General features: G+C 62.2%; 24 protein-coding genes. 20 read left to right on the top strand and 4 right to left on the bottom strand.

Annotation, left to right across the window (positions count from 1 at the left end; all coding sequences use genetic code 11):
* Nucleotides 1-68: 68 nt before the first annotated feature.
* From HLH48_RS13450 to HLH48_RS13370, 17 genes are all read left to right on the top strand, one after another.
* Nucleotides 69-830 carry an ImuA family protein gene (locus HLH48_RS13450; RefSeq protein ID WP_012222347.1) on the top strand — a complete coding sequence of 254 codons (762 nt, stop codon included), beginning with the start codon at nucleotides 69-71 and terminating at the stop codon, nucleotides 828-830.
* Nucleotides 745-2268 carry a Y-family DNA polymerase gene (locus tag HLH48_RS13445; RefSeq protein ID WP_081482841.1) on the top strand — a complete coding sequence of 508 codons (1524 nt, stop codon included), beginning with the start codon at nucleotides 745-747 and terminating at the stop codon, nucleotides 2266-2268. Before HLH48_RS13450 ends, HLH48_RS13445 begins: the two co-directional genes overlap by 86 nt.
* Nucleotides 2265-5429 carry an error-prone DNA polymerase gene (locus HLH48_RS13440; protein WP_012222349.1) on the top strand — a complete coding sequence of 1055 codons (3165 nt, stop codon included), beginning with the start codon at nucleotides 2265-2267 and terminating at the stop codon, nucleotides 5427-5429. Before HLH48_RS13445 ends, HLH48_RS13440 begins: the two co-directional genes overlap by 4 nt.
* A gap of 169 nt (nucleotides 5430-5598) precedes the next feature.
* Nucleotides 5599-5892 carry a helix-turn-helix transcriptional regulator gene (locus HLH48_RS13435; RefSeq protein WP_012222350.1) on the top strand — a complete coding sequence of 98 codons (294 nt, stop codon included), beginning with the start codon at nucleotides 5599-5601 and terminating at the stop codon, nucleotides 5890-5892.
* The gene (locus HLH48_RS13430; RefSeq protein ID WP_012222351.1) at nucleotides 5892-6956 is read left to right on the top strand and encodes a replication initiator protein A; all 1065 of its coding nucleotides are present in this window, start codon (nucleotides 5892-5894) and stop codon (nucleotides 6954-6956) included. Before HLH48_RS13435 ends, HLH48_RS13430 begins: the two co-directional genes overlap by 1 nt.
* Nucleotides 6953-7591 (top strand): ParA family partition ATPase, encoded by a 639-nt coding sequence (parA, locus tag HLH48_RS13425; protein WP_041249221.1) that lies wholly within the window; start codon nucleotides 6953-6955, stop codon nucleotides 7589-7591. The genes HLH48_RS13430 and parA overlap by 4 nt, the downstream gene beginning before the upstream one ends.
* Nucleotides 7588-8331 carry a DNA-methyltransferase gene (locus tag HLH48_RS13420; protein ID WP_012222353.1) on the top strand — a complete coding sequence of 248 codons (744 nt, stop codon included), beginning with the start codon at nucleotides 7588-7590 and terminating at the stop codon, nucleotides 8329-8331. Before parA ends, HLH48_RS13420 begins: the two co-directional genes overlap by 4 nt.
* Entirely contained in the window at nucleotides 8328-8570 is a 243-nt protein-coding gene (locus tag HLH48_RS13415; RefSeq protein WP_041249222.1) for a ribbon-helix-helix protein, read from the top strand. Before HLH48_RS13420 ends, HLH48_RS13415 begins: the two co-directional genes overlap by 4 nt.
* On the top strand, nucleotides 8567-9031 hold the full coding sequence (locus HLH48_RS13410) for a DUF2840 domain-containing protein (protein ID WP_012222354.1): 465 nt from the start codon (nucleotides 8567-8569) through the stop codon (nucleotides 9029-9031). Before HLH48_RS13415 ends, HLH48_RS13410 begins: the two co-directional genes overlap by 4 nt.
* On the top strand, nucleotides 9028-9570 hold the full coding sequence (locus HLH48_RS13405) for a S26 family signal peptidase (RefSeq protein ID WP_012222355.1): 543 nt from the start codon (nucleotides 9028-9030) through the stop codon (nucleotides 9568-9570). The genes HLH48_RS13410 and HLH48_RS13405 overlap by 4 nt, the downstream gene beginning before the upstream one ends.
* Before the next feature lies 1 nt (nucleotide 9571).
* Nucleotides 9572-9910: a DUF736 domain-containing protein gene (locus HLH48_RS13400; protein WP_012222356.1), complete on the top strand. Its 339-nt coding sequence runs from the start codon at nucleotides 9572-9574 to the stop codon at nucleotides 9908-9910.
* Nucleotides 9897-10598 carry a lytic transglycosylase domain-containing protein gene (locus HLH48_RS13395; protein WP_012222357.1) on the top strand — a complete coding sequence of 234 codons (702 nt, stop codon included), beginning with the start codon at nucleotides 9897-9899 and terminating at the stop codon, nucleotides 10596-10598. The genes HLH48_RS13400 and HLH48_RS13395 overlap by 14 nt, the downstream gene beginning before the upstream one ends.
* Nucleotides 10599-10844: 246 nt before the next feature.
* Nucleotides 10845-12599: a relaxase/mobilization nuclease domain-containing protein gene (locus tag HLH48_RS13390; RefSeq protein ID WP_182998020.1), complete on the top strand. Its 1755-nt coding sequence runs from the start codon at nucleotides 10845-10847 to the stop codon at nucleotides 12597-12599.
* An 89-nt stretch (nucleotides 12600-12688) separates the two neighbouring features.
* The gene (locus tag HLH48_RS13385) at nucleotides 12689-12961 is read left to right on the top strand and encodes a ribbon-helix-helix domain-containing protein (protein ID WP_182998019.1); all 273 of its coding nucleotides are present in this window, start codon (nucleotides 12689-12691) and stop codon (nucleotides 12959-12961) included.
* Nucleotides 12958-13251 carry a type II toxin-antitoxin system RelE/ParE family toxin gene (locus HLH48_RS13380; protein ID WP_182998018.1) on the top strand — a complete coding sequence of 98 codons (294 nt, stop codon included), beginning with the start codon at nucleotides 12958-12960 and terminating at the stop codon, nucleotides 13249-13251. Before HLH48_RS13385 ends, HLH48_RS13380 begins: the two co-directional genes overlap by 4 nt.
* Before the next feature lie 409 nt (nucleotides 13252-13660).
* Nucleotides 13661-15643 carry a conjugal transfer protein TraG gene (locus tag HLH48_RS13375; RefSeq protein ID WP_182998017.1) on the top strand — a complete coding sequence of 661 codons (1983 nt, stop codon included), beginning with the start codon at nucleotides 13661-13663 and terminating at the stop codon, nucleotides 15641-15643.
* Nucleotides 15644-15648: 5 nt separating this feature from the next.
* Nucleotides 15649-16074, top strand: a complete 426-nt coding sequence (locus tag HLH48_RS13370; protein ID WP_182998058.1) for a CopG family transcriptional regulator — start codon at nucleotides 15649-15651, stop codon at nucleotides 16072-16074.
* A gap of 377 nt (nucleotides 16075-16451) precedes the next feature.
* Here HLH48_RS13370 and HLH48_RS13365 read toward each other — a convergent pair whose 3' ends face one another.
* The 4 genes from HLH48_RS13365 to HLH48_RS13350 all read right to left on the bottom strand — a co-directional run bounded on the left by HLH48_RS13365 (nucleotide 16452) and on the right by HLH48_RS13350 (nucleotide 21549).
* The gene (locus HLH48_RS13365; protein WP_116704383.1) at nucleotides 16452-17531 is read right to left on the bottom strand and encodes an IS5 family transposase; all 1080 of its coding nucleotides are present in this window, start codon (nucleotides 17529-17531) and stop codon (nucleotides 16452-16454) included.
* Between the two features lie 128 nt (nucleotides 17532-17659).
* Nucleotides 17660-18799, bottom strand: a complete 1140-nt coding sequence (locus HLH48_RS13360) for a hypothetical protein (RefSeq protein ID WP_182998016.1) — start codon at nucleotides 18797-18799, stop codon at nucleotides 17660-17662.
* Nucleotides 18800-19007: 208 nt separating this feature from the next.
* The gene (locus tag HLH48_RS13355) at nucleotides 19008-21062 is read right to left on the bottom strand and encodes an ATP-binding protein (RefSeq protein WP_182998015.1); all 2055 of its coding nucleotides are present in this window, start codon (nucleotides 21060-21062) and stop codon (nucleotides 19008-19010) included.
* Nucleotides 21063-21279: 217 nt separating this feature from the next.
* Nucleotides 21280-21549, bottom strand: coding sequence for an HU family DNA-binding protein (locus HLH48_RS13350; RefSeq protein ID WP_182998014.1), 270 nt, complete (start codon nucleotides 21547-21549; stop codon nucleotides 21280-21282).
* Nucleotides 21550-21763: 214 nt separating this feature from the next.
* Here HLH48_RS13350 and trbB point away from each other — a divergent pair, with 214 nt between their 5' ends.
* The 3 genes from trbB to HLH48_RS13335 are packed head-to-tail and all read left to right on the top strand — an operon-like array spanning nucleotide 21764 to nucleotide 23321.
* The gene (gene trbB, locus HLH48_RS13345; RefSeq protein ID WP_182998013.1) at nucleotides 21764-22732 is read left to right on the top strand and encodes a P-type conjugative transfer ATPase TrbB; all 969 of its coding nucleotides are present in this window, start codon (nucleotides 21764-21766) and stop codon (nucleotides 22730-22732) included.
* The gene (locus HLH48_RS13340; RefSeq protein ID WP_182980273.1) at nucleotides 22729-23055 is read left to right on the top strand and encodes a TrbC/VirB2 family protein; all 327 of its coding nucleotides are present in this window, start codon (nucleotides 22729-22731) and stop codon (nucleotides 23053-23055) included. The genes trbB and HLH48_RS13340 overlap by 4 nt, the downstream gene beginning before the upstream one ends.
* Nucleotides 23055-23321: a VirB3 family type IV secretion system protein gene (locus tag HLH48_RS13335; protein ID WP_182998012.1), complete on the top strand. Its 267-nt coding sequence runs from the start codon at nucleotides 23055-23057 to the stop codon at nucleotides 23319-23321. The genes HLH48_RS13340 and HLH48_RS13335 overlap by 1 nt, the downstream gene beginning before the upstream one ends.
* Nucleotides 23322-23328 lie beyond the last annotated feature (7 nt).

The raw sequence follows: 23328 nt of genomic DNA, 5'->3' as shown, positions 1-23328 counted from the left end.
TAAGGAACAAATAGGGAACAAAAGACCCCGACCGCCGGTTGGGAACCCATCCCGGAAACCGATCGACCATGTCCACGCCCCTATCCCGTCCCCCGCTGGAGGCGCTGCGGGACCAGATCCGCCGTCTCGAAGGATCGGCCACCCGCCGACGGGCCGTGCTGCCCTTTGGCATCCGTGACATCGATCGCCGCCTGCCGGGTGGCGGCCTGGCGCTCGGCGCCTTGCACGAGGTGGCAGGCGGCGGGAACGACGCCCTCAACAGCGCGGCCGCCGGGCAGTTCGCCGCCGGCATCGCCGCGCGCACCAAGGGCAAGGTGCTGTGGATTGTCACCCGCCAGGATCTGTTCGCCCCCGCCCTGAAACAGGTCGGACTGGGTGGAAGCCGGGTGATCTATGTCGAGGCCGGGGCGGACCAGGATGTCCTGGCCTGTTTCGAGGAGGGACTGCGGCATGGCGGTCTGGGTGCCGTCGTGGCCGAGGTCGCGCGTCTGTCGATGACCGCCTCCCGCCGGCTGCAACTGGCGGCCGAGACGTCCGGCGCGCTGGGGATCGCCGTCCGCCGCTGGCGCCGGCAGACCGAGGCGGCTGATTTCGGCCAGCCGACCGCCAGTGTCACGCGCTGGCGGATTTCGGTCCTGCCGTCTGAATCCCTGCCGGTGCCCGGCGTCGGACGGGCGCGCTGGCTGCTGGAACTGATCCGGGCGCGGGCGGGAGAATCCGCCGATTTCGAAGTGGAGGCTTGCGATGGCAAGGGTCGTCTCTCTCTTCCTGCCGCTGTGGCCGACGGACCGGATCAGGAAAAGGCTGGGCGCCGACGCACCCGCGCCTGAGGCGCCGCTGGCGCTGGTCGGGCGCGAGGGACGACGCCGCGTCGTGCTTTCGGTCGATCTCGCCGCCCGCAAGGCGGGCGTGCGTCCCGGCACGCCGGTCGCCAAGGCGCAGGCGCTTTACCCTGATCTGATCACCATGGATGCCGACCAGGAGGGCGACCGGACCGGGCTGGAGAAACTGGCGTTGTGGTTCCAGCAGCGGATCGCCCCCCTGGTGGCGGTGGACGTGCCTGACGGTCTGGTGCTGGATACGACCGGCGCCGATCATCTGCATGGCGGCGAGCCGGCCATGCTGGCGGAAATGGTGCGGCGGCTGCGAGACGCCGGCATCACAGCCAAGGCTGTGGTCGCCGACACGCTGGGCGCAGCCCATGCGCTGGCGCGCTATGGCCGCGCGCGCACTCTGGTGGTGCCGGCCGGGGAGACGGCCGCCGCGATCGCGGACCTGCCGATCGAGGCCCTGCGCCTGCCGGACAATATGATCGAGGACCTGCGGGCGCTGGGCGTCGCGACCATCGCTCCGCTCGCCGCGATGCCGCGCGCGCCGCTTGCGCTCCGCTTCGGGCCGGACGTCGCCCGCCGGCTGGACCAGGCCTATGGTCGCATCAGTGAGGCCATCCTGCCGGTCCGGCCGGTTGACCCGGTCATGGTCAGCCGGAATTTTGCCGAACCGATCGGGGCCGCCGAGACGATTGCCCGCTATATCGGCAGGCTGGTCCCGCCGCTCTGTCAGGGACTGGAAGAACGCGGGCAGGGAGCCCGGCGTCTCGACCTGGTGCTGCACCGCGTCGACAGCCGCACCGAGGCGATCCGCATCGCCACCGCGACGCCGGTGCGCGACGCCAAGCGCCTGGTCAGGCTGCTGTGCGAGAAGATCGAAACCATCGATCCGGGTTTTGGCATCGAGCGTATGGTCCTGACCGCCACACTGGCCGAGCCGATCGCGCCGCGCCAGAAAATCTCCTCGCTGATCGCGGAGGAAGAACCGGATGTTTCGGATCTGATCGATACCCTGGCCAATCGCGTGGGCCATCGTTCCCTGTATCGCTTCGCTCCGGTGGAGAGCGATGTGCCGGAGCGGTCCTTCTGTCGAGTGCCGGCGCTGGCGCCGGACGACCAGAAGGATTGGCCGGAGCACTGGCCACGTCCGACACGCCTGCTGGCGCGGCCGGAGCCGGTGCAGGCCATGGCGGAACTGCCGGATCAGCCGCCGCTGTTCTTCATCTGGCGTGGAGTGCGGCGGAAGGTGAAATGCGCTGATGGGCCGGAACGGGTGTTCGGCGAATGGTGGCAGGGCGATGCCGAACTGACCACGGTGCGCGATTATTTCCGTCTGGAGGACGCATCCGGCGAGCGGTTCTGGGTCTATCGCTCGGGTGACGGCGAGCACGGGGAAACCGGCTCGCAAGGCTGGTTTCTGCATGGGATCTTCGGATGAGCCGCTATGCCGAATTGCAGGTGACGAGCTATTTCTCGTTCCTGCGCGGGGCGTCGTCGCCGCTCGAACTGTTCGAGCAGGCGAGGGCGCTCGGTATCGCGGCATTGGGCATCGCCGACCGCAATTCCCTGGCCGGCATGGTGCAGGCCCATGTCGCGGCGAGGGCCACCGGCGTCCGGCTGGTCGTCGGCTGTCGCCTCGACCTCGCCGATTTCCCGCCGGTGCTGGTCTATCCGACCGACCGCGCGGCCTACGGCCGCCTGTGCCGGCTGCTCAGCCTGGGCAAGAGCCGTGCCGGCAAGGCCAGATGCCATCTGCTCTGGGAAGACCTGGTGGCCTGGGGCGACGGGTTGCTCGCCATCCTGGTCCCCGACGTCGCGGACGAGGCCTGCGCCTTGCATCTGCGCAAGCTGAAGGACGCGTTCCATGACCGCGCCTATATGGCGCTGACCCTGCTGCGTCGGCCCAACGACCAGATGCGGCTCTACGCGTTGGCGAATCTTGCCCATCGGGCACGCGTGCCCACCGTTGTGACCAACGATGTGCTGTTCCACACCCATGACCGGCGCATCCTGCAGGATGTCGTGACCTGCATCCGGCACAACACCACCATCGACGAGGCGGGTTTCGCGCGCGAGCGCCACGCCGATCGCTATCTCAAGCCGCCACAGGAGATGGCGCGCCTGTTCGGCCGCTATCCCGAGGCGGTCGACCGCACGATCGCGATCATGGAGCGCTGTCGCTTCAGCCTCGACGATCTCGCCTATCAATATCCCGATGAAGTTTCGGTGCCGGGCCAGACGCCGCAGCAGGCCCTCGAAGTGCTGACCTGGGAGGGGGCGCGGAGATTCTATCCCGAAGGGATTCCCGACGAGGTAACGGCCAGCCTGAATCACGAACTCGCCCTGATCGGGCGTATGAATTACGCGCCGTATTTTCTCACCGTGAACAGCATTGTCCGCTATGCCCGCAGTCAGGACATTCTCTGTCAGGGCCGTGGCTCGGCGGCCAATAGCGCGGTCTGCTACGTGCTGGGCATCACCGCCATCGATCCGGCGCGCAATTCGCTGCTATTCGAACGGTTCGTATCGGAGGAACGGGGTGAGCCCCCGGATATCGATGTCGATTTCGAGCATGCGCGGCGCGAGCAGGTGATCCAGTGGGTCTATGGGCATTATGGCCGTGAGCGCGCCGCCCTGACCGCAGTGGTGATCCGATACCGGGCCAAGGGCGCGTTGAGGGATGTGGGCAAAGTGATGGGCCTACCCGAGGATCTGATCGGCACCTTGTCCGGTCAGATCTGGGGCTGGTCGAAAAATGCCGATCCGGAGCAGTTCAGGGATACCGGTATCGACCTGTCCGATCGGCGCATCCGGCTGACGCTGGATCTGGCGTGCTGCCTGATCGGCGTGCCGCGGCATCTGTCGCAGCATCCGGGGGGCTTCGTGCTGACCCATGACCGGCTCGACGAGTTGGTGCCGATCGAGCCCGCCGCGATGGATGATCGTCAGATCATCGAATGGGACAAGGACGATATCGACGTCCTCAAATTCATGAAGGTCGATATCCTGGCGCTGGGCATGCTCACCTGCATGAAGAAGGGGCTGGATCTGCTGGCCGAGCATAAGGGGCAGCGCTTCGCGCTCGCCACCATCCCGGCCGAGGACCCGCTGACCTACGCCATGATCCGCCGGGCGGACACGATCGGCGTCTTCCAGATCGAAAGCCGGGCGCAGATGTCGATGCTGCCACGGCTGAAACCGCGCGTGTTCTATGACCTGGTGATCGAGGTCGCCATCGTCCGCCCCGGTCCGATTCAGGGTGATATGGTCCATCCCTATCTGCGCCGGCGTGAGGGCATCGAGCCGGAAGAGTATCCCACCCCCGAACTGGAAAAGGTTCTGAAAAAGACATTGGGCATCCCGCTGTTCCAGGAACAGGCGATGCAGGTGGCCATGGTGTGCGCTGATTTCACCGCCAGCGAGGCCGATCAATTGCGCCGCGCGATGGCCACCTTCAAGAACACCGGTACCATCGGCAGGTTCCAGACCAAGCTGGTCGAGGGCATGAAGGCGAACGGCTATACAGAAGAATTCGCCGAGCGGATCTACCAGCAGCTCGAAGGGTTCGGATCCTATGGATTCCCCGAGAGCCATGCGGCGAGTTTCGCGATCCTCGCCTATTCTTCCTCCTGGCTGAAATGCCATCATCCCGACGTGTTTCTGGCGGCTTTGCTCAATTCCCAGCCGATGGGCTTCTACGCGCCCGCGCAACTGGTGCGCGACGCGCGCGAGCATGGCGTCGGGATCCGGCCGATCTGCGTCAACGCCTCCCGCTGGGATAGCACGCTCGAAGGGCCGGAAACGGCGTGCGGCCGGTTCGCCGTCCGGCTCGGCATGAGCCTGGTCAAAGGCCTCGCCAATGCTGACGCCGCCCGCATCGTTGCTGCGCGCGGAGCGCGGCCCTTCGCATCGGTGGACGATCTCTGGCGCCGCGCCGGCGTACCGGTCGCGGCACTCACCCATCTCGCGGAAGCCGATGCTTTCCGGCCGGCGCTCGGCCTCGCCCGGCGCGAGGCGCTGTGGGCGATCAAGGCGCTGCGGGACGAGCCTTTGCCGCTGTTCGCGGCGGCGGCCGTCGCGCGCGAGGCCGAGGAGCCGGACGTGCTGCTCCAGCCGATGCGCGCCGGGGCTGAGGTCACGCGCGATTATAACCGGATCGGCCTGACACTGCGCGATCATCCCGTCGCCTTTCTCCGCGACGATCTGCGCCAGCGGAAATTTTTTTCCTGCCGTGAAGCCCATGAGGCACGCGATGGCAAGCGGCTGGATGCCGCGGGGCTGGTCCTGGTGCGCCAGCGCCCCGGCTCCGCCGAAGGCGTCGTGTTCCTGACCCTGGAGGATGAAAGCGGCGTCCTCAATGTCATTATCTGGAAGGATATTTTCGAAAAATATCGCCGTGTCATCCTTGCGGGGCAGATGCTCGGCATCAAGGGGCGGCTCCAGAAGGAGGGCGAAGTCGTGCATTTGGTGGCGCTGGAGATCACCGATCTCTCCGCGCTGCTCGCCGATGTCGGCAACCGCGATTTCGACCGAGGCCATGGAGCTGCTGTGGATCATTCAGTCGAGACACTCTCCGTAAAATCAAGAAATTTTCATTGATTCAGAGACCGACGGCGGGAGCCGTCACGGCCATTCTATCCGCTTGTCCAGGACCGATCTCGTCCCCCGGTGAGATCGGTCCTAGTTCCAAAATACCCCTCTCCGCCACGCTGATCCCCGCTGGCCGCATCTGTCCCGCGGCCCCAGACAGCGATCACGGAGCCTTCTCATGTCCGCCAATTACAGCGATCTGCCGCCGCGCTATCTGCGCACGCCCGACGCCTCGCGCTTCGTCGGACTGTCCATTCGCACACTGGAAAAACACCGGATTTACGGCACTGGTCCGCGCTATTCGAAGCTCGGCGGCCGGGTGGTCTATCGGGTCGACGAGTTGCAGGCTTGGGTCGAGAGCGGGGCACGCGCCCATACCTCGGATACCACCGCCGGCACCGTGTCGGCCGCCGCGCGGCAAAGTCCGCTGATCCCGCCGACACCGGCGACCTCACGCGGGAACAGACGCTGATGCGTACGCCCGATCGGAACCAGTCCGAGCGCGCGAAGCTCGCGGTGTTCCGCGCCATCCCCGGCACACTCGCCCCGCGCGACGCGCAGGATCTGATGGCATTTCCGTTCTTCAGCCTGTCCAAGACAGTGCGGACCGTGCCGATCGATTTCCGGACCCCGGACGTCACCATCCGCGTGGAAGCGACCGGCGAACATGGCATGGCCACGATCTGGGATGCCGACGTGCTGATCTGGGCGGCGAGCCAGATCGTGGAAGCACGGGACGCGGGTCGTTGCACCTCGCGTCTGATGGTGGCGACGCCGCATGAAATCCTGGCCTTCATCGGCCGGGGCGACAGCGCGCGGGATTACCAACGGCTGGAAGCGGCTTTCGACCGGCTGCAATCCACCACGATCAAGACCTCGCTGCGCCACGCCGGTGCGGGACAATTGCACCGGTTTTCCTGGATCAACGAATGGAAGCGGCATACCACGCAGGAGGGCCGCGCCCGCGTGGTCGAGCTGATCCTGCCGGACTGGTTTTACCAGGCCGTGCTCGATGACGCGTTGGTGCTGACCATCGACCCGGCCTATTTCCGACTGACCGGCGGAATGGAGCGCTGGCTCTATCGGCTGGTCCGCAAGCATGGCGGCCGCCAGCGCTCAGGCTGGAAATTCGATTTCCATGTCCTGCATCTCAAATCGGCCAGCCTGTCGCCATACCGTCGCTTCGCGTTCGAACTCCGCGGCATCGTCCGGCGGCAGCCATTGCCCGGCTATCGCTTGGCGGTCGAGCGGACCGCTGACGGGTGTGAAATCCTGACCTTTTCTCGCGACAGGTTATCCACATCCTCATGTGGACAAACTGTGAGTCCGTCCGTGCTATCGGGAACGCCCGAACCGGCGAAAGCCGTGACTTCGGGAACAGCGAAACCGTGCTTATGTGAACAGAAATCGCCGAATCGCGACATTGAATCAGAGGGTTATGACGCCCTTAACTTAGAATCTAACTTAAAAGAATCTAACTTTAAGGATGTTGGCACCCCACATGATCTGTGGAAAACCCCCGGAGAGGGGCGGTGATCGTGGCCTTCCTCAACCAGAAGGGCGGCGTCGGCAAGACGACGCTGGCGCTGCATCTCGCGGGCCAATGGGCTCGGGAAGGCCGGCGCGTGACGGTCATCGACGCCGACCCGCAGGGCTCGGCGCTGGATTGGTCGGCGCAGCGGGCGCGGGAGGGACTGCCACGGCTGTTCGGCGTGATCGGGCTGGCGCGCGACACACTGCACCACGAGGCGCCGGAATTGGCTCAGGGGGTGGATCACGTCGTCATCGACGGCCCGCCTCGGGTGGCGGCGCTGCTGCGCTCCGCCCTGCTGGCGGCCGACCTCGTGCTGATCCCGGCGCAACCCTCCCCGTTCGACGGCTGGGCCTCAGCAGAAATGCTGCGGCTGCTGGAAGAGGCGCGACTCTTCCGTCCCGGCCTGTTGGCCCGCTTCGTGCTCAACCGCTGCGCCGCACGCACGGTCATTGCCCGCGAAACGCGGCTCGCGCTGGTGGGGCATGAGCCTGCCGCTCTAGCGGCGCGGATCGGCCAGCGGATTGCTTTCGCCGACGCCGCGCGCACCGGCCGCCTGGTCTGCGACCTGCGCCCGCACGGGATCGCAGCCCGCGAAATCGCCGCCCTGACGGCCGAGATCGGGGGACTGGTGCCATGACCCTCCTGACCGGCGACAGCGCGCTCCTGATGCCCTGGCACGGCCCCTACGACATGATCCTGGTCGATCCCCCCTATGGCGATACGTCGCTCGCATGGGACCGATGCGTGCCGGACTGGCCGGGCAAGGCGCTCGCCGCCCTGAAACCGAGTGGCTCGCTCTGGGTGTTCGGTTCACTGCGGAGCTTTCTTGCATCCAGCGCCGCATTCCGGAATGCGGGCTGGAAATATGCCCAGGAACTGGTCTGGGAGAAGCAGAACGGTTCCAGCTTCCATGCCGACCGTTTCCGCCGCGTGCATGAATTGCTCGTCCAGTTCTATCGCGACGATACGCCCTGGCGTGCCGTTTACAACTCGGTCCCGACCACGCCCGACGCTCGGGCGCGCACGGTCCGGCGGAAACACCGGCCGCCGCATATGGGGCAGATCGATGCCGGCCATTACGTCAGCGAGGATGGCGGCCCGCGCCTGATGCGCTCCGTGATTCCGGTCCGCAATGCGCATGGCCGCGCCATCCATCCCACCGAGAAGCCGGTGGCCCTGCTGGAGATCCTGATCCGTACGAGCTGCCCGCCGGGCGGTCTGGTGGGTGACTGGTTCGCCGGATCGGGTGCGGCCGGTGTCGCCTGCCGATTGGCTGGCCGGCGCTATGTCGGCTGCGAGATCGATCCTGTCATGGCGCAGAAGGCGCGTGACCGTATCGCGTCCGTGCTGCCGCTCGGTGAAGGAATTTCGCCATGACGGAACGTCGCACGCCGCCCGGTTTCGCCGCGCGTCCCGCCGATCCTGAGCGCTGGGTCAGGGCGCCGGAGAAGCCTGCGACCCCCAACCGTTTTACCGCCCGGCTGACCATCGACGTTACGCCGGCGCTCCGCGCCCGCCTCAAGGTCGCGGCGTTCCAGCGCGGCATCACGGTCGCCGACATGCTGCGCGTGCTGCTGGCCCGCGAGTTCCCCGATACCTCTGGAGATGTGCCATGAACGACACCCTCGCTCATGTCGAACTGACCTGGATCGAGAAGCGCATCGAGCACTGGATCCGCTTTGGTCCAGTCGCCCATGAGCAGATTCTTGATCGTCGCCGACGGATACTGAGCTTTCCTCCGGACGCCGTGTTCGCCTTCCTGCGCTGGGCGGCGAACGATTACGGCACGGTGGTGTCCTGCATCGACATCGTGCGCGTTACCCGTCCCGGCGAGCCGTATCAGACGGTGCCGTTCGTGCGCCCTGGTGGTGAAAGCCTGCTGCGCCAGAGCGGCTGGCCGAAGGTCCGGCTGGTGCTCGAAGTGATCGATCGCATCGAGGCGACCGGTATCGACCCAGTCGACGTGGCCCCCGAGCATTGGCGGCATCTGCACAATCGGATGCTCGCCGGGCAGGCACCACGCCCCTACACGCGCGACCGCCATGATGCCTGGTTGCGCCGGAGGGCGGTATCATGACGCGCTTCGGCTGGTTCTTCACCACGTATTTCGCAGTCCTCGGTGCCGGCACGTCATTGGCGATCCATCCGGCGCCCCGCCTGATCTGGAATGCCACCGCCAGCACGCCGGTCGGGCTGTATCGCCTGCAATCGGCCCGCTCATTGCATGTCGGCGACCTGATCGCGATCCGGCCACCCTCCGACATTGCCACGATGCTGGCGCACGGCGGCTATCTGCCGCTCGGTGTGCCACTGCTCAAGCCGGTTGCGGCACTGCCGGGGCAATTGGTCTGCCGGATCGGCACCGTCGTTTCGGTCGATGGCACGGTGCTTGGCGATGCGTTGGCCCGCGATCATCGCGGCCGTCCGCTGCCGGTCTGGCAGGGATGCCGGCACGTCCTGCCCGGGCAGATTTTCGTCATGAACCCGGCGGTCCCGACCAGTCTCGACGGCCGCTATTTCGGCGTCCTGCCGGTCGATGCAGTGCTCGGCCGTGCACAGCCGCTGTGGCTCGTGCCGTCATCGATGTCTCCCACCCCCAAGCAGAAACGAGGCTGACATGGCCCAGATTGGAACTTTCACGCGCACGTCTGACGGCTTCGCCGGGCGCCTGCGCACGCTCGCCCTCGACGTCGAACTGACGATCGTGCTGGCGACATCGTCGGACGCCGAGCATGCGCCCGACTATCGCGTCCATCTTGGTGACGCCGATGCCGGACCGGAGGTCGGCGCGGCCTGGAAACGCACCGGCGAGAAGGCGGGCACCTATCTCTCGCTGGTTCTCGACGACCCCATACTGGCGCAGCCGATCCGGGCCAACCTGTTCCAGTCCGACCGTCAGGGACGTGCCTTCCATCTGGTCTGGAACCGTCCGGTGAAGCGCGATGATCGGCGGTAAAATGGGGCCACGGCTGTTCGGTGTCGCGCTTCCGGTCGTCGTTTCCATGACGATATCCGGGCATGTCGCGGTCGCCGATCCCTACACCGACATGATCGCGGAAGCAGCCACGCGCGCGCAGATTCCGGCCGCATGGATCGCTGCCGTCCTGCACGCGGAGAGCCGAGGCGATGCGCGGGCCGTGTCATCGGCGGGTGCGATGGGGCTCATGCAGGTGATGCCCGGAACATGGGCCAGCCTGCGCACGTCGCTCGGCCTTGGCGACGATCCGTTCGACCCGCACGACAACATCCTGGCGGGTGCGACCTATCTGCGCTGGATGCGGGATCGCTACGGCGAGGCCGGGTTTCTCGCCGCTTACAATGCCGGTCCCGCGCGCTATGACGAGCATCTCGCGACCGGCCGGCCGCTGCCTGCCGAGACGCGGAACTACGTCGCGTCGGTCAGCGCGCGGCTGGCTCTTCCGCTTGCCGATGACATCGCGGTCGGCGCTCTGGCTGCACCATCATGGCAGGATTCTTCCCTCTTTCCGGCCTCATTCCTGCGCACGGGCGATGCGTCCGGGCCTGTCGATAGCGCACACGATCCGGCACATTCATCTGGTTCCCGAATGACCGACTGGACGGCGCTCGCACCGCAATCGGCCGGGCTGTTCATCGCGTCAGGGCATGGGGAGGCGCGCCGATGATCCCCGTTCCGGTCCATCGGGCGCTGGCGGGCTATGGGTGGATTGGGGATGGGGTGCCGGGGGGAGGCTGGCAACGGAGGGAAGGACGGCAAGGTAAAAGCAGCGCCCGTTCAGGGCTGCATGTGGTTGGTTTGATTGGGGAATTTGTCCTCTCACCCCGCACCGCCTGCGGCTGTCCGGGCATTTTTCCTAATCTTTTCAACGGCCCGGGCGCCGTCAGGCGCACATCGAAGCGGAGAGCGGGCCATGGCGACGCGCGATGACGGCCTGACTGTCCGGCCCGGACGCATCCAGCATGGCAATCAGGGCGCACGACCGAAATCCTTCGTCGGCGAGGTCATGCGTGCCGCGAAAAGGGCCGGTCATACCGGCACCCGGTTCGGCGCGAAGGGCAGGGGAGGTGGCGGCGGTTCCCGCTTCGGACGCGGCCGACGCGCGGCGCTGTCCATGCGGCTGCGCAGCAATGCCCGTCGGGTCGTGGTCAAGGCGCGCGTTGTTCGCCAGCAGGGCACGCGGCTTCGTTCCGCGCCGCTCGCCCGCCACATCGCCTATCTGAGACGCGAGGGCGTGACCCGCGACGGTGCCAAGGCCCATCTGTTCGATGCCGGGTCTGACGAAGCGGACAGCAAGGCCTTCGCGGAACGCTGTGAAGACGACCGGCATCATTTCCGCTTCATCGTCTCGCCCGAGGATGCGGCGCGGATGGAAGACCTGCGGGGCTTCGCACGGGAACTGATGCAGGACATGGAACGCGACCTCGGCACAAAGCTGGACTGGGTCGGGGTGGATCACTGGAACACCGACAATCCGCACGTCCACATCCTGGTGCGCGGGGTGGCCGATGACGGCAAGGATCTGGTGATCAGCCGCGCCTATATCAGTCAGGGACTGCGCGACCGTGCCGCCGAACGGGTGACGCTGGAGCTTGGCCCGCGCAGCGAACAGGAAATCCGCACCGCCCTGGAGACCGAGATCGGCGCCGACCGCTGGACCAGCCTCGATCGCGCGCTGCAGGACATCAGCGACCAAGGGGGCGGCATCGTCGATCTGCGGCCGGGCGCGGGTGCCGAAGACCCGCAACTGCGGCGCCTGCTGGTTGGCCGGGCGACCAAGCTGGAAGGGCTTGGCCTGGCCGAACGAGTCGGGGTAGCGCGCTGGGCTCTCAAGCCGGGGCTGGAGGCGACGCTGCGCGATCTTTCCATCCGGGGCGACATCATCAAGACCATGCACCGCGCGATGGTCGGCGGCGGGGTGGAACCCGATGTCGCGGGTTTCGCGATCCACGGCGAGACGCTGGCCGATCCCGTCATTGGCCGGCTGGTCGAGCGCGGGCTGGATGACGAACTGAAAGGCTCCGGCTACGTGGTCATAGCCGGCACCGACGGGCGGACGCATCATGTCCGCTTCCCCGATCTGGAGTTGACCGGCGATGCCAGGACCGGTGCGATTGTCGAGACCCGGAGTTGGGAGGATGCCAAAGGCACGCAGTGCCTGTCACTGGCGACGCGCTCGGACTTCACGCTGGCCGAGCAGGTGACGGCACCCGGTGCAACCTGGCTAGATCGCCAGTTACTCGCAAAAGAGCCGGCACTGGCCAATGCGGGCTTCGGCGCGGAGGTCCGCGCGGCGATGGCGCGGCGGATCGACCATCTGGCGTCCGAGGGGCTGGCCCGGCGGCAGGGCGAACGGGTGGTGTTCGCACCCGATTTGATTGGCACCCTGCGCCAGCGGGATCTTGATCAGGCGGCGACCAGGCTCGCCGCGCAGACCGGGTTAGAGCACCGGCCCGCGAAGGAAGGCGAGATCGTCTCGGGGGTCTATCGCCAACGGGTGGACCTGTCCTCGGGTCGGTTTGCCATGGTCGATGACGGGCTGGGCTTCCAGTTCGTGCCGTGGCGCCCGGCGCTGGAGCAGAAGCTCGGACGGCAGGTTTCCGGGACCATGTCGCCGGGTGGAGCGGTGGACTGGAATTTTGGGCGCAAGCGCGGGCTCGGGATTTGATGTTGGCTGGCCCGCCTGCAGGTTTTCGGCTGACAAAGCGGGTGCTTCATAAGTATGATAAAGTATGCCCGCTTGGGAGGAGCCGCCTCATGTCAACGATCGAACGTATGACCATCACCGTGCCGTCCGAGATGGCCGCGATCCTGCGCCAGTCCGTCGATGGCGGCGAATATGCCTCAACCAGCGAGGTGGTGCGCGAGGCATTGCGCGAATGGATGCGCCGGCGCGATACCGACCGCCGCGATCTCGATACCTTGCGCGAGGCGATCCGGCTTGGTGATGAGAGCGGGTCGAGCATCCCGGCCGAAACCGTCTTCGCCGAATTGCGCGACGTGATCGCCCGTCGCCGCGCGCAGGGATGAAACGGCTCGGCTTTGCTCCCGCCGCGCGTGCTGACCTTCTGGAAATCGCGCTCTACATCGCCGAGGACAATCCCGAGCGGGCCATGAGTTTCGTTGCCGAACTGGAAGCGAAGGCAGCTACTGCGGCGCAGCATCCGGGGAGCTTTCCGGCGCGCGATGAGATCAGTCCTGGATTGAGGGTCGTTGTTCACGGCCGCTATGTGCTGTTCTTCCGCGAACTCGCTGACGAGGTACGCATCGTCCGCGTGCTACATGGCGCACGGGATCTGCCGCAGATATTCGACTCGTAAAGTCAGGGTTTCCAGTGGGATTGCGCGCAGCCGTCGCCAGTGACAATGAACTTCGCCGCCATCACGACGATCAGAACGTGGACGCGATCAGCCGGCGGAAGCATCTTTGTCATATCGGGTTCTTCTCCACATGCGACGACAGGGCGATCGGAGTTTCCCAGCATGACAAGGCGAAATGAGGCGCCATCGACCTGTTATCCAGCCACTCGTCAAGATGAGCGCACGCTTGTCGAGTTGCTGGAACAGGGCGAGCGAAGCGGTGTCAGCACGCGCACGATTCTGGATATTCTTGCCGCCGTAAAGGTCGGCGGGAAATCGTCCGTTTATTATCCGCACCTATCCGGCGGCCCGAGACGTCATAATTAGCCCTTGAACGCTGGCGAAGCGAGCCGTTTGGTCGTTTCCTGTCATGAACCAGACCAAAATCCTCTGGGGCTCGGTGTGTGCGGTCAGCACCGTGATCCTCGCCTTCACCTGGGCCGCGACGCAGTGGACTGCCTGGCGGCTCGGCTTTCAGGCGCAGCTTGGCGCGCCGTGGGTCACGCTGCTCGGCTGGCCGGTCTATTATCCGCCCGAGTTTTTCTGGTGGTGGTTTGCCTACGACGCCTACGCGCCGGACATCTTCACCACGGGCGGTTACATCGCGGCATCGGGCGGCATTGCCGCTGTCGTCGTCGCGATCACAATGTCTGTCTGGCGTGCCCGCGAGAAGAAACGCGCCACTACCTATGGTTCGGCGCATTGGGCCGAACCGCGCGAGATCCGCCGCGCTGGATTGCTTGCGCCCGATGGCGTGGTGCTGGGCCGCTCCGGCGATGCCTATCTCCGCCATGACGGGCCGGAGCATGTGCTGTGCTTTGCGCCGACCCGCTCGGGCAAGGGCGTCGGCCTGGTGGTGCCGACGCTGCTGACCTGGCCGGGCGCTGCCATCGTCCATGACATCAAGGGCGAGAACTGGACACTGACGGCCGGCTGGCGCGCCCGTTTCGGCCGGGTGCTGCTGTTCGATCCGACCAACCTCGCTAGTGCCGCCTACAATCCGCTGCTGGAGGTCCGGCGTGGCGAGCGCGAGGTCCGTGATGTACAGAATATCGCCGACGTGCTGGTCGATCCCGAGGGCGCCCTTGAGAAGCGGAACCACTGGGAAAAGACCAGCCACGCCCTGCTGGTCGGTACCATCCTGCATGTCCTCTACGCCGAGGAGGACAAGACCCTGGCCGGAGTGGCCAATTTCCTCTCCGACCCCAAGCGTGCGATCGAGACCACGCTGCGCGCCATGATGGCCACGCCTCATCTCGGCAAAAAGGTCGTGCATCCGGTGGTCGCCAGTTCGGCGCGGGAACTGCTCAACAAGAGCGATAACGAGCGCTCGGGCGTGCTGTCCACCGCCATGTCGTTCCTTGGCCTCTATCGCGATCCGGTGGTGGCGCATGTGACGCGGCGCTGCGACTGGCGGATCCGCGATCTTGTCGCCGGCAGTCATCCGGCAACGCTCTATCTGGTGGTGCCGCCCTCGGATATCAGCCGCACCAAGCCGCTGGTCCGCTTGGTGCTGAATCAGATCGGCCGCCGGCTGACCGAGGAACTGGAGGCGAAGCGCCGCCATCGCCTGCTGCTGATGCTTGATGAGTTCCCGGCGTTGGGGCGGCTGGATTTCTTCGAAAGTGCGCTGGCCTTCATGGCAGGCTATGGGATCAAGAGCTTCCTGATCGGCCAGAGCCTGAACCAGATCGAGAAAGCCTATGGCCAGAACAATTCGATCCTCGACAACTGTCATGTCCGGGTCAGTTTTGCGACCAATGATGAACGGACCGCCAAACGGGTTTCCGACGCGCTCGGCACCGCGACCGAGATCCGTGACGCGAAGAACTATGCCGGGCATCGACTGTCGCCGTGGCTCGGGCATTTGATGGTGACGCGCCACGAAACCGCCCGGCCGCTGTTGACGCCCGGCGAGATCATGCAGCTTTCCCCCGACGAGGAACTGGTGCTGGTTTCCGGCTGCCCGCCGATCCGGGCGCGCAAGGCGCGGTATTTCGAGGACGCCGAACTGGCCGCACGCATCCTGCCGCCACCCCGGTTCGAACCGCCGCCGCCCCCGGAAGGAACGCCACCCATCGGACCGCAGCCGCCGGGGGACTGGGCCGATGTGGTGCAGCCGCCTCCTGCCAGCAATGGGGATGATGATCCCGCCAATGCCGGCATCCGCCGTGAGCCGGAACTGCCCGAACAGGAAGAGGTGGTGCAGGCGCCGAGGAAACCGGTGCATGAGTTCGACCCGCCCGAGGATGAATCCGAGGACGATACCACACGGGCACAGACCCTGCGGCGCGGGGAACGGGCTCTCGCGCGTCAGGTTTCGCTCGATCCCGGCGATCGGATGGGACTATGAGCGCCATGCGGATCAAACACACGATCCGGCTACCCGCCGATCTCAGCGACAGGCTCGCTGCCTACGCTGCCCGCAAGAAGGTGCCGCAGGCGCTGATCGTTGAGACGGCGCTGGCATCGTTCCTGTCGCCGGACGGGCCGGAGCGGTTGGAAGCGGCGTTGGCTCGGCGGCTGGACCGGATGACGCGGCAGTTGGAGCGCATGGAGCGACGGGTCACGATTTCGAACGAATCATTGGCCGTGTTCGTGCGGTTCTGGCTGACCAGCACGCCGCCCTTGCCGGATGCAGCTCTCGCGGCTGCGCAGAGCAAGGGGCGGGAGCGGTATGACGGGTTTATCGAGGCAGTCGGGCGCAGGTTGGCACGTGGGACGACTCTGGACGATGAGGTGAGGCTGGACCTGGCGCCAGTTGTAGAAGGGCGGGATACTTGACGCTGTGAGGCTTCTCTCAAATTTAGTTCTGGGCTGCAGGATAAACGGAATGACTGCTTCGGGAAAAGATTGACCGAAACGCAGTCATTCGCAGAGTTCACCTTTATGACAGCTTTAGACCAGAGCCGGTTGCTTAGTGCGACGTCGACGGAGGTCTGTTCCTGACCTGAACTGCCGAAGAAGTTCATCGAAGCAGACGATCGGTAACGCGAGGCGACCGAGCCGGGATATCGCGACGGCCATCTGGAGGGATCGAAGAACCGTTGATTGATGTGCTTGGCTGGTGATTTAAGGCTTTTGGTGATTTGATTGATGGTTTTTGGTTGGCTTTTGATCTGCGCTTTGAGCAGATCGGGGACTGCTGTCCGGCTGGATGACTACGCGCTCGCGTTCATCCGCTCCAAGAAGAGGAAGCGGCGCATATTATAGACGATATTGGCCAGGCCGATCCTCATGGTGGCCCGGGTGATACCGATAGTTCGGACGAACAAACCCATTTGCGATTTCTGATCGGCAAAGACATGCTCGACACGCGAGCGGATGACCGACTTTCCAGCATTCGATTTCTGGATATGTTGGGGCATAGGCTTGAGATGCGGCTTTTTTCTGTGAACCTTTGAGACAAAACCCTGCTTTTCCATGAAGTCTTCGTTGGCTTTGGAGCGGTACGCCGTGTCGGCCCAAACGCTTGAGGCCGTATTGGTTTTATCCAACAGCCCTTCTCGCAATCGCGCACCATCACTGGCGGCGGCATCCGTCGTCTTCCATTTTCGGATGAACCGGAATTTCCGATCGATGGAAATGTGCGATTTATAGCCAAAGAACGGGATGGCGAGATCGCTGGATGGCATGGTTCCATCATCCTGCCGCTTTGCTTTGGTGAACTTCAGTGTCCAGCGCGCATGACGGTCCTTGTGCGACAGCTTTGCGGGTTTGTCCTGCCAGTCTTCAGGAATACGCCCTTCCCGAAGATCGGCTTTCTCAGCGTTCGTATTGCGCTGCTTGGGAGCAGCTACCAGTGTGGCATCCAGGATCTGGCCGGACATCGGGAGATAACCGGCGTTCCGCAGAGTTGCATCAAACCGGCCAAACAGTCTTTCAATGGCTCCCGCCTGGGTCAGGCGTTCACGGAACAGCCAGACCGTTTTGGCATCCGGCACACGGTCCGACAGCCCCAGGCCAAGGAAACGCATGAACGACAGGCGGTCATTGATCAGATACTCTGTCCGCTCATCAGACAAATTATTCAGCGTCTGGATCATCAGGATCTTGAACATCAGTACCGGATCAAACGGCGGACGCCCGCCTTTACTGCCGTCTGAATACGCCAAAGCCTGCTCCAGATCAGGGCGGAAGACTTCAAAATCCACAGTCCGGGAAAACGCTTCGAGCTGATCGCCAAGCCCGCTCAATCGGGCAAGCCGCTCTTCAACGTCAAAGAAACCAGACTGCTTCATAGCGCTATTCCCTCAATCAACGCAGAAGAAATGGAATCACAGAGAAAGCCGCAAAACCAGAGGGTTTTTCGAGCCCTCCATCTAGGATCCGCGTTTATGTCTCTCCGTTTCCTGCCCTAAAACGCGCTTCAGAGCAGAAACGATTGAAATCCTGTGAGTTGTGCATCTATATTGAGCTCCCCGAAATAAGAGCCGTCTGGGAATATGCTGCCGGACTCTATCTCCGCCATGGCCATGTCTAGTCCGTCAGTGAACAATCTTTCATAGGCCAGAAGTGGACCATCTTCGCCACCAAGGGCGGCGCTGATCGCGTTGAGGACAGAAACGTCGAGGCCCATGCCCAGCCACCGCTCTCCATCGTGTGAGTAGGACTGAACAGCGACAGCGAATTGTCGCGGCCCGATCTGGAAAAGAGGAAGTTCAATCGCCCTACGGCCATCTCGGCTTGGCTGTAGGAGCGCTCGCGCAGTCTCAGTTAGCCCCATTGCCGTCAGCCATGCAGCGTAGTTGCGGCGGCGAACCTGATCTTGCGGTATGTCAACAGGTTGGTGGGTTGGTTGCTCAGGCGGGTCAACGAATATCAAGGCAGAGGGAATAGCATTGCCGGTTTCACGAAGGCACGAATAGAGTGCGAAGCCTTTTGAAGCCGGAGGGGTGAGCCGAGTCATCCAGTAGTCGACCTGACTCGTTAACGCGGCTTTGAGAATGGACTTGATCAGGGTAGGGTCATTCGTGGGCTGAGAAAATGATGCCTTGGATTCCAAGATCATACGCGCACCCCTGTTATCTTCGAACAGAAAGTCTGCTGCCTTCAATTTTTTTGTAAGCGAAGACATATGGCTCACAACGTTCACATCCGATGCCAAGTGACAGACGAAGTGATAGCCTTTGCTCTGCGCGAAAAGCAGAGATAGGCCCTGGCCAACTCGCCCACTCAAACTGGTTCGTGTGAAATCGTTGAGTGTTGCGGCGCTGCCCGGTACGAGCCTGAGATTGGCGCCGGCTGAGAAATCGATGATGTGATCTATCTGAAGGAGGAATCCTAGACCAGGTAAAAGCAGATCGCGTTCAACCAGATAGTCGGCTTTGGTCACGGCATGAGCGAGTTTCCACCCGTTGAACTGAAGTTTCGGGCGCGGGTGAGCAAGATTTCCCCAGTTTGGACCGTTTGGCAGGCGCACTTTTTGGACATCTGTCTGTGCCCATTCGTAGACATCTATGCCGCTCGTTCCAAAGGCCGCTAATAGCCTGCCAAGTCCGCCCAACATATTCGAGTATATCCTCATTTTTAAGGGGAGTAGTGGAAAAGCAGATGCAATGCACGGCCACGTCATGTTCGTGCCGTTTGCAGGCGACTGCTGCCTGTCTGCTACGCGAAAAGCAAACAGGCGCTCGTGGATCTGAAAGTCTGCCTTCGGCGACGTGATATGAAATCGGAGCTTTGTGGTTAATTTTATGGATCAGTTTATTGAAAAATCATTTTATGATCCCGCGTTTTAACCCGGCAGCAAACAACGTAGATGCATTTCTTTGCCAAGCATCATTCACCAAGTCCTGCCATTGGATCACTTCGATGGTGCCCTGGTAATTGCCACCGAGCCGTCGGATTCTACCCTCTCCATTGGCGGTCGTTTCCCAACTTGAGAGTTGTTCTTCAAGATCTCCAACTATATCGGCAACTACAAAACAATGAAAAATGCAATCTTGCGCTATTCTAATCCTTTTTCTTCCGAAACTCTCAAGTTCATTACCTTTGAGTTGTGAAAGATATTTCACTATTTGCCTCTCTATTTGGTCTTCTGCTTTAGGGTAGGATTTCCTCATAGGACGTTTGAATTCTATAATTAAGACTTTTGATAACGGCTTCGAGATATCAACGGCGTCCTCACCTGCCCATGGGTCGATTACGCCCATTCCAACGGCAAAGTCCCATATAACGACATCTGGACGATCATCACTTGCATCGGATTTCAAAATTTGATCAAGACGTTTGTCTGAAGAAAAAGCTCTTGTAAACGCAAGTCTTTCGTCGATCATCCACAAATCATGTGAGCGACTTTCGCACTCCGTTGGGTCATCCCCGCGCACATTCATTGGCACAAACAATGAATGCAGTGTCTTTTCAAGCTGAAAATTGTCGGATTTTCCTTCCTGACGTCTAAGCCGCAACAGAAGCTTTTCCAATATCTCTAAAACCAGCTTTCTCCTGACAACATGTTGCGCAAGCGCAAGACGTTCCGAGTTCTGAATCCCCTCAGCTGCCTCGATAATAGATTTTGTGAAATTCTCTGGTATATCTTCAGCACGATCAAGCGCATCTATTACCAGTTCTATTCTTCTTTGTCTGTCTTCATCATTGCGTATCTGATATTTTACCAGCCCCGAGGCAAAATCCTCTGGTGTCTTGGCATGTATGGGGAGGCGATCTAATTGAGCATCTGTACTATCAAATCCATATATAGGATACGATTTAACGAAATCTTCAAATCGTTCCTTTCGTCTCCCTTTATAAGCTTTTACCTGATCCGGTATTAGTTTAATCTTAATCTCGTCAACGCATTTCCTGGTTATTTCTTTAAGAATACTTTCAGGAAGATTGAAAGCTGTCCTCCCTTCGTTTACTCGCGAGTCTAGATAAGCTCCAGACAAGCAGCCGTGAAAAACCAAATCGTCCTTGTCATCGCGTGTAAGCGACTCAACCCCAAGGAGGTTATCAATCTTACGTGTTTCAACGGTCCGACCATGCGCCAACAAATGGAGTTGATGTGAACCTTCTAGCCCTGTACTTGCTGCTTTATCACACGTAAATCCAACTATTTCTAGCTTGCCAAAATCATCTAATTCGAACTCTCCCGTCTTCATCGGATTGCCGACCACCAACGAAGATATTTGCTCTGGATATCTAGAAAGTTTTCCGTCTATATCTACGGTGATCTCAGGGCAAGAGCCCGTTAAAAACTCCGATATAAAGTGTGCCCCAAAATATCTAAGAAATGTATCCTGTCTTTTAGGGAAATACTTTGAATATTCTTCAATCCTTATTCCTTTAAATCGAATGCTGGTGCCAATGCCGGAAAGAGTTCTGAATTTTTGATCAATAATTGCATCCGTAATCTGGTCTTTATTTTTCAATTCAAATGATAAGCATCGGCGGTGGGAAGTGTCTCCTTCCATATAATAACTTTCAATTACGATAGAAGAAAAGGCATCCAGCCAAAACAGTCTCCCAACCCCTTTCCCGCCCTTTGCACGCTTGAAATCAGTATCAACCGTGCAAAATGCCGCATATCTATCTTCATCTATGCCAATTCCATTATCTTCAACAATTATTTCTATTTTTTCCGGATCCTTTATGTGCCTTACTGTAATTTTTATTTGTCCAGAATGATGTGATGTATCTTTATAGCGATCATCGACCGCATACATTGAATTGCTAACTGCTTCAAATAGGGGCTGCAACGCTTGGGTATTGTTAGAGGGCTTTGGAAGTTTGTTGACCCTATTTCGTATATTGCCAGTTAGCGATACCATTTCTTGTCCTCGAAAAAACATTGCAACTAAATTGAATTTCGGCCCTTCAGGCGGAAGTTGACAGGATTATGTCAAAATCAATCACTATATTTATACATCTGCTTTTGACAAGTTTCATTGGAATTGAGTGGATCTGACACAAAGGCGGAAGTCTGCGGACCAACGTGTTCATGTTGTCAAAAAACATTGTTTGACAGTTATTAGACGGCATGTACGATCAGACCATCTTCTTGAGGTTGGGACTTGCCTTGAAGCGCACCGTCTTGCCGGCCTTGACCTTCACCGGCTCGCCGGTGCGAGGATTGAGCGCCTTGCGGGCCTTGGTCTTGTGGACGGTGAACGTCCCGAAGGATGGCAGCGTGAACCCGCCCTCCAGCTTCAGCTCGGTGACAATGGCTCCGACCAGATCATCGGCGGCCTTGGCGGCGGCAACGCCGGTGCAGTCCAGCGAGTCCTGAAGAACGGCGGCAATGAAGGCTTTGCTCATGCGGGCGCAGGTCCGTGTCGTGGTCGATTCCGGAAAACGGTAGCAGCGCCCAGTCGTCCCGTCACCGCCGAAACGGCGACACACCCCTATGCAAGTTCTTCTATCCCAGCGCCCTACGACCCCAGAGACTTGTTGCGCTTCCGTGTCTATGCCTCTTTCTAATCGACCCCGTTGATCCATCGCCTCCCTCAGGAGGTCAATCGCGGGGTTTCCTGTGTCCATCGCTCCCTTCCGCTCCGAAGCCGTCGCCCGCGGCACACGCATGCTGCGCACCGCCCTGGGCCCGGCGATTGCCGGGCATCTCGACGATCCATCGATCGTCGAGGTGATGCTCAATCCCGACGGTCGACTGTGGATCGACCGGCTGGCCGGCGGGATGGAGGACACCGGCACCCGGATCGCGCCCGCCGACGCCGAGCGCATCGTCCGCCTGGTCGCCCATCATGTCGGGGTCGAGGTGCATCCCGGAAGCCCGCGCGTCTCCGCCGAACTGCCGGGAAGCGGGGAGCGGTTCGAGGGGCTGGTGCCCCCGGTGGTGGCCGCACCCTGCTTTGCCATCCGACGCCCGGCGGTCGCGGTGTTCTCGCTCGACGATTACGTGACAGCCGGGATCATGACTGCCGCACAGGCCGAGTTTCTGCGCCGCGCCGCCGCCGAGCGGAAGAACATCTTGGTCGCCGGCGGCACTTCCACCGGCAAGACCACGCTGGTCAACGCCCTGCTGGCCGAGATCGCGCAGACCGGCGACCGGGTGGTGCTGATCGAAGACACGCGCGAATTGCAATGCGCGGCTCCTAATCTGGTCGCCCTGCGCACAAAAGACGGCGCGGCCTCGCTCTCCGACCTGGTGCGCTCCTCGCTACGCCTGCGCCCCGACCGGATTCCGATCGGCGAGGTGCGCGGCGCCGAGGCGCTGGACCTGCTCAAGGCCTGGGGCACCGGGCATCCCGGCGGTGTCGGCACCCTGCACGCCGGGTCGGCGATCGGCGCCCTGCGTCGGCTGGAGCAACTGATCCAGGAAGCCGTCGTCACCGTGCCGCGCGCCCTGATCGCCGAGACCATCGACATGATCGCGGTCCTGTCCGGGCGCGGTAGCGCGCGCCGGCTGGCCGAGCTCGCCACCGTCCAGGGCCTGACCCCGGACGGGGACTACATCCTCGCACCCGCCGGAGATCCGTCATGACAAGCATGATCGCCCTGCGCCGCCGCCTCGCCGTGGCCGGCGCCACCCTGTCGCTCGCCCTGCTGTCGGCCCCGGCCTATGCCTCGGGCTCCAGCATGCCGTGGGAAACCCCGCTCAACGAGATCCTGGAATCCGTGCAGGGGCCGGTGGCCAAGATTATCTCGGTGATCATCATCACCGTGACCGGTTTGACTCTGGCTTTCGGGGAGACCTCGGGCGGCTTCCGCCGCCTGATCCAGATCGTCTTCGGCCTGTCGATTGCCTTTGCCGCCTCCAGCTTTTTCCTGTCCTTCTTCTCCTTCTCGGGCGGGGCACTGATCTGATGGAACCGGACGCCGTCCCCGGCTTCACCGCCCCGGTGCATCGCGCCCTGATCGAGCCGATCCTGCTCGGCGGCGCGCCGCGCACGGTGGCGATCGTCAACGGCACGCTGTCGGCGGCGATCGGGCTCGGCCTGCGGCTGTGGATCGCCGGCGGCATCTTCTGGCTGGTCGGCCATCTCGCTGCCGTCTGGGCGGCCAAACGCGATCCGGCCTTCGTGGACGTGGTGCGCCGGCATCTGCGCTATCCCACCCATCTGGTCGGGTGAGGGCGCT

It is taken from the genome of Gluconacetobacter sacchari (assembly GCF_014174255.1).
GTDB classification, from domain to species: Bacteria; Pseudomonadota; Alphaproteobacteria; order Acetobacterales; family Acetobacteraceae; genus Gluconacetobacter; species Gluconacetobacter sacchari.
This window is presented reverse-complemented; position numbering and strand designations above follow the sequence as displayed.

What these genes read in the sequence shown, in the direction of transcription:
- HLH48_RS13395 (WP_012222357.1), top strand. Translation starts at nt 9,897, where the DNA reads ATGATCGGCGGTAAAATGGGGCCACGGCTGTTCGGTGTCGCGCTTCCG.
- HLH48_RS13335 (WP_182998012.1), top strand. Translation starts at nt 23,055, where the DNA reads ATGGAACCGGACGCCGTCCCCGGCTTCACCGCCCCGGTGCATCGCGCC.
- HLH48_RS13415 (WP_041249222.1), top strand. Translation starts at nt 8,328, where the DNA reads ATGACGGAACGTCGCACGCCGCCCGGTTTCGCCGCGCGTCCCGCCGAT.
- HLH48_RS13350 (WP_182998014.1), bottom strand. Translation starts at nt 21,549, where the DNA reads ATGAGCAAAGCCTTCATTGCCGCCGTTCTTCAGGACTCGCTGGACTGC.
- HLH48_RS13365 (WP_116704383.1), bottom strand. Translation starts at nt 17,531, where the DNA reads ATGAAGCAGTCTGGTTTCTTTGACGTTGAAGAGCGGCTTGCCCGATTG.
- HLH48_RS13440 (WP_012222349.1), top strand. Translation starts at nt 2,265, where the DNA reads ATGAGCCGCTATGCCGAATTGCAGGTGACGAGCTATTTCTCGTTCCTG.
- HLH48_RS13450 (WP_012222347.1), top strand. Translation starts at nt 69, where the DNA reads ATGTCCACGCCCCTATCCCGTCCCCCGCTGGAGGCGCTGCGGGACCAG.
- HLH48_RS13360 (WP_182998016.1), bottom strand. Translation starts at nt 18,799, where the DNA reads ATGTTGGGCGGACTTGGCAGGCTATTAGCGGCCTTTGGAACGAGCGGC.
- HLH48_RS13375 (WP_182998017.1), top strand. Translation starts at nt 13,661, where the DNA reads ATGAACCAGACCAAAATCCTCTGGGGCTCGGTGTGTGCGGTCAGCACC.
- HLH48_RS13405 (WP_012222355.1), top strand. Translation starts at nt 9,028, where the DNA reads ATGACGCGCTTCGGCTGGTTCTTCACCACGTATTTCGCAGTCCTCGGT.
- HLH48_RS13420 (WP_012222353.1), top strand. Translation starts at nt 7,588, where the DNA reads ATGACCCTCCTGACCGGCGACAGCGCGCTCCTGATGCCCTGGCACGGC.
- HLH48_RS13445 (WP_081482841.1), top strand. Translation starts at nt 745, where the DNA reads ATGGCAAGGGTCGTCTCTCTCTTCCTGCCGCTGTGGCCGACGGACCGG.
- HLH48_RS13430 (WP_012222351.1), top strand. Translation starts at nt 5,892, where the DNA reads ATGCGTACGCCCGATCGGAACCAGTCCGAGCGCGCGAAGCTCGCGGTG.
- HLH48_RS13380 (WP_182998018.1), top strand. Translation starts at nt 12,958, where the DNA reads ATGAAACGGCTCGGCTTTGCTCCCGCCGCGCGTGCTGACCTTCTGGAA.
- HLH48_RS13400 (WP_012222356.1), top strand. Translation starts at nt 9,572, where the DNA reads ATGGCCCAGATTGGAACTTTCACGCGCACGTCTGACGGCTTCGCCGGG.
- HLH48_RS13340 (WP_182980273.1), top strand. Translation starts at nt 22,729, where the DNA reads ATGACAAGCATGATCGCCCTGCGCCGCCGCCTCGCCGTGGCCGGCGCC.
- HLH48_RS13435 (WP_012222350.1), top strand. Translation starts at nt 5,599, where the DNA reads ATGTCCGCCAATTACAGCGATCTGCCGCCGCGCTATCTGCGCACGCCC.
- HLH48_RS13370 (WP_182998058.1), top strand. Translation starts at nt 15,649, where the DNA reads ATGCGGATCAAACACACGATCCGGCTACCCGCCGATCTCAGCGACAGG.
- HLH48_RS13390 (WP_182998020.1), top strand. Translation starts at nt 10,845, where the DNA reads ATGGCGACGCGCGATGACGGCCTGACTGTCCGGCCCGGACGCATCCAG.
- HLH48_RS13385 (WP_182998019.1), top strand. Translation starts at nt 12,689, where the DNA reads ATGTCAACGATCGAACGTATGACCATCACCGTGCCGTCCGAGATGGCC.
- HLH48_RS13355 (WP_182998015.1), bottom strand. Translation starts at nt 21,062, where the DNA reads ATGGTATCGCTAACTGGCAATATACGAAATAGGGTCAACAAACTTCCA.
- HLH48_RS13410 (WP_012222354.1), top strand. Translation starts at nt 8,567, where the DNA reads ATGAACGACACCCTCGCTCATGTCGAACTGACCTGGATCGAGAAGCGC.